General features: G+C 39.8%; 2 protein-coding genes and 2 pseudogenes. 1 reads left to right on the forward strand and 3 read right to left on the reverse strand.

Features of this window, described 5'->3' with window-relative positions; all coding sequences use genetic code 11:
- Positions 1-219 precede the first annotated feature (219 nt).
- Both I4641_RS22910 and I4641_RS22915 read right to left on the reverse strand, forming a co-directional pair.
- Positions 220-1458 carry a Zn-dependent hydrolase gene (locus tag I4641_RS22910; RefSeq protein ID WP_229642902.1) on the reverse strand — a complete coding sequence of 413 codons (1239 nt, stop codon included), beginning with the start codon at positions 1456-1458 and terminating at the stop codon, positions 220-222.
- A 179-nt stretch (positions 1459-1637) separates the two neighbouring features.
- The gene (locus tag I4641_RS22915) at positions 1638-3809 is read right to left on the reverse strand and encodes a glutamine synthetase III family protein (RefSeq protein ID WP_229642903.1); all 2172 of its coding nucleotides are present in this window, start codon (positions 3807-3809) and stop codon (positions 1638-1640) included.
- A 365-nt stretch (positions 3810-4174) separates the two neighbouring features.
- Between I4641_RS22915 and I4641_RS22920 the strand changes: the two are divergent.
- Positions 4175-5141, forward strand: a pseudogene (locus I4641_RS22920) (flavin reductase).
- A gap of 231 nt (positions 5142-5372) precedes the next feature.
- Here the strand turns inward: I4641_RS22920 and I4641_RS22925 are convergent.
- Positions 5373-5699 (reverse strand): annotated as a pseudogene (locus I4641_RS22925) (transposase); the annotation flags it as partial.
- Between the last annotated feature and the right edge of the window lie 234 nt (positions 5700-5933).

Raw genomic sequence — 5933 nt, forward strand, 5'->3', positions numbered from 1 at the left:
ATATTCTTAAGGACTTTGGGACAAAATATACAATTAATTTTGCCTAGGTACTTATGTATCCAGAGACAGTAAACCTAGAGGAAGGAGAAAGTGCGATCGCCATGCTATATCCTCTTATAAAAGTAATAAGTAAGTAAGTAGGGTGGGCATTTCAGTTAATAAAAATTAAATAGTAATAAGTAAATAGATGCCCACCAATCTGGAAAGATATTTCTTTGGTCAGATTTTGCCCAATTTAATTAATGTTTGCAACAATACATTTGCCCCCTGAATACATTGTTCTGGAGAGGTGTATTCGTTAGCGTCGTGGGAAACTCCCATTTTACTAGGAACAAAAATCATCCCCATATCAGTTATTTGTGCCATTTCTTGAGCATCGTGACTGGCACGACTGGGTAAGTACGTATAACTGAGACTGAGATTTTCACAGCTTAAGGCGATCGCTTTTTGGATATAAGGTTCAGCTAAGGCTGGTTCGTTATGCAGACAAGGGTTAAAGCGAATTTGAGTATTGGTAGTAACGGCAATTTCTTCTAGATGTATGCGTAGCTGTTTTAAAAGGCTATCTAGATGTAAGCTAGACAAATCTCGGATATCCAAGCTCATTTCTACCCAACCAGGAACAACATTGGCAGCATTGGGTAACACGGACATTTTACCTACTGTGGCTACCTGTTGACCAGGAGTGTTACCAATTTGATTGACGGCTAAAACTACCTGAGAAGCAGCTACCAAAGCGTCACAGCGCATCTGCATCGGTGTAGTACCTGCATGATTAGCACTGCCTTTGACCGTAATATTGAACCGTCGTTGCCCGACTATCCCTTCAATTACACCGATTTGTTTGCCCATAGATTCGAGTACGGGTCCTTGTTCGACGTGAAGTTCGACAAATGCAGCTATATCTTCAAGATTGCGACGAGCTTGAGGGATTTTATCCCAGTTACCACCAACTCTCTTGAGACAGGTTTGAATATCTGTACCATCAGGACGACGATAGTATTGGGGATCTCGGACTACTCTACCTGAAATTGCTTTAGAGCCTATCATACTGCCTTCTTCATCGGTAAAAACAATCACTTCTATCGATCGCTCTAACCTAATTTGGTTTTCTTGAAGGACTCGTACTACTTCCAATCCCGCCAAAACACCATAAGCACCATCATAATTTCCGCCACAGGGAACAGTGTCAATATGAGAACCCGTTGCTAAAGCTGACGCAACTGGATTTTTGCCAGGATATTTGCCAATAATATTTCCTGCTGCATCTATTTTTACCTCCATCTCAAGTTCTTTCATCCATTGTTGGACTAGGGTTCGAGCTTCTAGATCTTCGGTGCTATAGGCAATACGTTTTACTCCACTATTAGGTAATCGACCAATACTCGCCAAACTAGCGATACTTTTATTCAAGCGATCGCCATTTACTAAAAGGTTAGCAGTAGTTATTGATTTCATAGATTGAGCAGCAGGAGTTAAAAGTATACTGTATACAGTTGTTTTAATTTATCATAGTTGTTTTCAAGTAATTAGATCGCTACAGCACTTTTTGAAAACATATTAAAAAATAATTTTGTTAATTAACTATACAAATGTTGCTATTCTGACAGAAAGTTAATTAACAAAGTAAGATTTAGCTATTTAATAAATAGCATTTCTTGATACTTAGGTAGAGGCCAAAGTTCATCGGCTAATTCTCCTTCCAAAGCATCGGCACATTCTCTAATTTCATCCATCAGAGGACGAATAGTTTTGGCAAAATACTGCATATGGTCTTCAGTAGAGTCAAAATTTTCTTTCTCCAAAGCTGATTCCAAGCTGCTGGATAAATCAACGATCTTGTTAGTTAATTCTCCAGCCTTTTTAGCAATCTTGAGATTAAAATCTAGCCCTAACTCTTTGAAGCCAACCATAGCGGATGATAAATCTGTCACGTATTTTATCGCTGCTGGATAGATCATAGTTTTTGCCATGTCTACTACCAACTTGGCTTCTACCTCGATAGAGAGAATATATTGTTCGGCATACACTTCAAAACGACTTTCTAACTCCGTTGGAGAAAGAACCCCAGTTTTCTCAAATAACTCTTCAATAGATTTATCTTTCAAATATGGCAGGGCATCGGCAGTGGTAGGTAAATTTAGCAAACCTCGTTCTTCAACAGCCATTTTATGCCATTCTGCCGAATAGCCGTCCCCCCCAAAGACAACCGCGCCGTGGTCGTCCATGATTTCTTTAATAACGTTACAAACAGCAGTCTCAAGTTCATTCCCTGCCGATAACTCAGCCTCTAGTTTATTAGAGATCCAATCCAAAGAATCTGCCAAAATAGTATTCATGGCAATTAAAGGGCCTGCTACAGACTGGTTAGAACCTACTGCCCTAAATTCAAAACGATTACCAGTAAAGGCAAAGGGAGAAGTTCGATTGCGATCGCCAGAATCTTTGATAAATGATGGTAGGGTTGGCACGCCAAAATCCATGATACCATTGGGTTTACACCCTGAAAGTTCTCCTTTTTGAATCTGCTCGAATACATCTTCCAGTTGAGTGCCAAGATAAACCGAAATGATGGCGGGAGGGGCTTCATTTGCTCCTAGTCGGTGGTCATTACTAGCCGTAGCTACTACGGCCCGCAGTAAGGGGCCAAATTTGTGTACTCCCCGAATTACCGCAGCACAGAAGGTGAGAAACTGAATATTCTTATGAGGCTCATCCCCTGGATCGAGTAAATTACCTTGAGTAGAGTTACTGACTGACCAATTGACGTGCTTACCCGAACCATTGATGCCTGCAAAAGGCTTTTCGTGTAGCAAGCAGACAAAACCGTGTTTTTTAGCAGTGTTGCGTAAAATAGTCATGGTCAACTGCTGGTGATCCGCAGCAGCATCCGCTGATTCAAAATAGGGCGCAAGCTCAAATTGACCAGGGGCGACTTCATTGTGTCTGGTTTTTGCAGGGATACCCAAGCGGTACATTTTACGTTCTACTTCCTGCATGAAGACTTGAACCCTTTCTGGAATTGCCCCAAAGTAGTGGTCGTCAAATTGTTGACCTTTTGCAGGAGTTTTACCAAATAAAGTTCTGCCCGTTAAGAGCAGATCGGGACGACTATTAGCAAAAGTAGCATCGACTAAGAAGTATTCTTGCTCTGCACCACAGCTAGAACTTACAGGAGCAACATCGCTGTAGCCCAACTGTTTGAGGACTTTTCTGGCAGACTTGTCCATTGCTTCAATCGATCGCAACAAAGGAATTTTCTTATCGAGGGCTTCCCCCGTCCAAGACACAAAAACTGTGGGAATACATAAAGTTACCCCGTTGTCGGTCTCCATTACGTAGGCTGGAGAGGTGACATCCCAAGCAGTGTAGCCCCGCGCTTCAAAAGTCGAGCGAATACCACCGTTAGGGAAGGAAGATCCGTCTGGTTCGCCTTTAATTAGGGTTTTGCCTGAAAATTCTGAAATTACCGTACCATCACTTTGTACCGAGATAAAACCATCGTGTTTTTCGGCGGTGGCGTTAGTTAAGGGATAAAATACGTGGGCATAATAGAGCGCGCCCTTAGACATTGCCCAGTCCTTCATCGCCGCTGCCACAATATCGGCTACGGAAGGATCTAATTTGGCATCGGATCTAATTGTACTTTTGAGGGATTTGTAAACCGCTTTTGGCAGACAAGCCTGCATCTTGTTCAAGCTAAAGACATCAGTTGCCCACATACTTTCTAGGGTTTCAGCAGGCTTAACCGAGATCGGATCTCTTCCCGTAATTTGATAGATAGCCTGAGTTCTTGGCTCATATCCCATGACGTTCATCCCTTCCTAGATATTTCATTAAATGAACTTTAAAGGATTGTCAAAGACTAAAATGTATAATTTCATACTTTGCCATATTTATTTTTATATAAGTTTTATTAATTTATATCGTAACTAATATATATTTTACAAATCATTAGTTTGTAAGTCATATGAAGAAAGAAAGGACAAAGAAAGAAGGGATATAGGTTCGCGTCACAACTTTTGTAATGTAAGAAGCTAATCCTTATAGGGCTTTCTCTTTTTGCACCTCTATATATAATCAAAAGACTATGGCACACGGATTTTAATAGGTTTCAATCTATGTAAAACAACATCAACAGAATTCAAACTACTATATTAGGAGTATCTAACTTATGGTTGCAATCACAAATACCAATCAAACCAGTAATACAGCTGGACTAACTGTGCAAACTGTCGAAATTGCCCCCGAAACCACTGCCATTCGTTGTCTAGATTGGGATCGCGATCGCTTTGATATTGAGTTTGGCTTACAAAACGGCACAACCTACAATTCGTTTATTATTCAGGGTGAAAAACTAGCTTTAGTCGATACTTCTCACGCAAAATTTCGCCAGCTTTATCTGGAGTTATTGACAGGCTTAATCGATCCAACTCAACTAGATTATCTAATTGTTAGCCATACCGAACCCGATCATAGTGGTTTAGTTAAAGACATCTTGGCATTAGCACCCCAAATTACAGTAGTTGGGGCAAAGGTGGCGATTAAGTTCTTAACCGACATGGTGCATCAACCCTTGGAACACATAATTGTCAAAAATGGCGATCGCCTGGATTTAGGAAACGGACATGAATTAGAATTTGTCTCTGCTCCCAATTTACACTGGCCCGACACCATTTTTACCTACGATTATAAAACCCAAATTCTTTATACTTGCGATGCTTTTGGGATGCACTATTGCGATGAACCTACCTTTGACGAATTGGGTAATGCAGGCTAGTTTAACTCCCTTAGGACTAGCGATCGCGGTAGCTAAAGATCGGGCAATTGAATCTTTCTTACAAACTGGCGATCGCTTTGTCTTAAATGTCTTAGAAGAAGGAAATTATCAGCATCTAATTAGACATTTTCTCAAACGTTTTCCCCCTGGTGCAGATAGATTTGAAGGCATCAAAACCGTACCTGCTAGTAATGGTTCGCCAATTATTGCAGATTCCTTGGCTTATATTGAATGCGAAGTTAGCAGTCGCTTAGAGTGTAGCGATCATTGGATTGTTTATAGCGATGTGCAAGCAGGCAGAGTAGCCAAGCTAGATGTTTTAACCGCCGTTCACCATCGCAAGGTTGGAAATCATTATTAAGTAATATCCCTCTTTTGTCACTCTCCGCGATTTCCTAATAATAGAAAATTTTCAAGAGTAACTATATCAATTCATTGAGATGTTTGTAAGCGAATTTTGCTTTTTGCGATCGCAAAATTAATTGATACTAAGAAATAATGAAGTAATCGCTTATCAGACAAGGGTTGCAGAATCTAGAAATGACAATTGTTTTCGGAGAGTGACAAAAGAGGGATATAGCAATTCTCATTCCTATGAGGTACAGTAGCAGCAGTGACAAAACCAATTACGAATATCATTTTTTGTTACTGTTAACATTGCATCTGTTATGGAGTTAATTAAATCCTTGTAAGTTCTTGCTTTCAATTTTCTCAAAATTGCCTTTACTTTTGACCAAAAATTTTCGATTGGCGAAAATTCTGGAGAGTAGGGAGATAAATAAATTAGTTTTGCCCCTACTGATTCAATTAATTTTCTAATTTCTTCTCCCAAATGAATCTTAGCATTGTCCATTACAACACAAGCATTTTTCCAGAGTTTGGGTACTACCTTGTTGGCAATAAAAGCTTCAAATGTCACTCCTAGGGCTTACGCATCGTACAAAATTACTATATTTTGACAACGAAAATAGGTGATTGTAGCCTTATTTCAAACATCTTTTAAAAGGTGGCGATCGCCTAAAAGTGAAAAAACCAAAATTATAGATACCCAAAACCAATACCGCAGATTTAAATTTTTCTGTCAATGCGTAAGTCCTAACTCCATTAACTGCACCATAAATATTGCTGGATGCAACAACTTCATTCAAGGATA

It is taken from the genome of Waterburya agarophytonicola KI4 (assembly GCF_020640915.1).
GTDB lineage: Bacteria > Cyanobacteriota > Cyanobacteriia > Cyanobacteriales > Xenococcaceae > Waterburya > Waterburya agarophytonicola.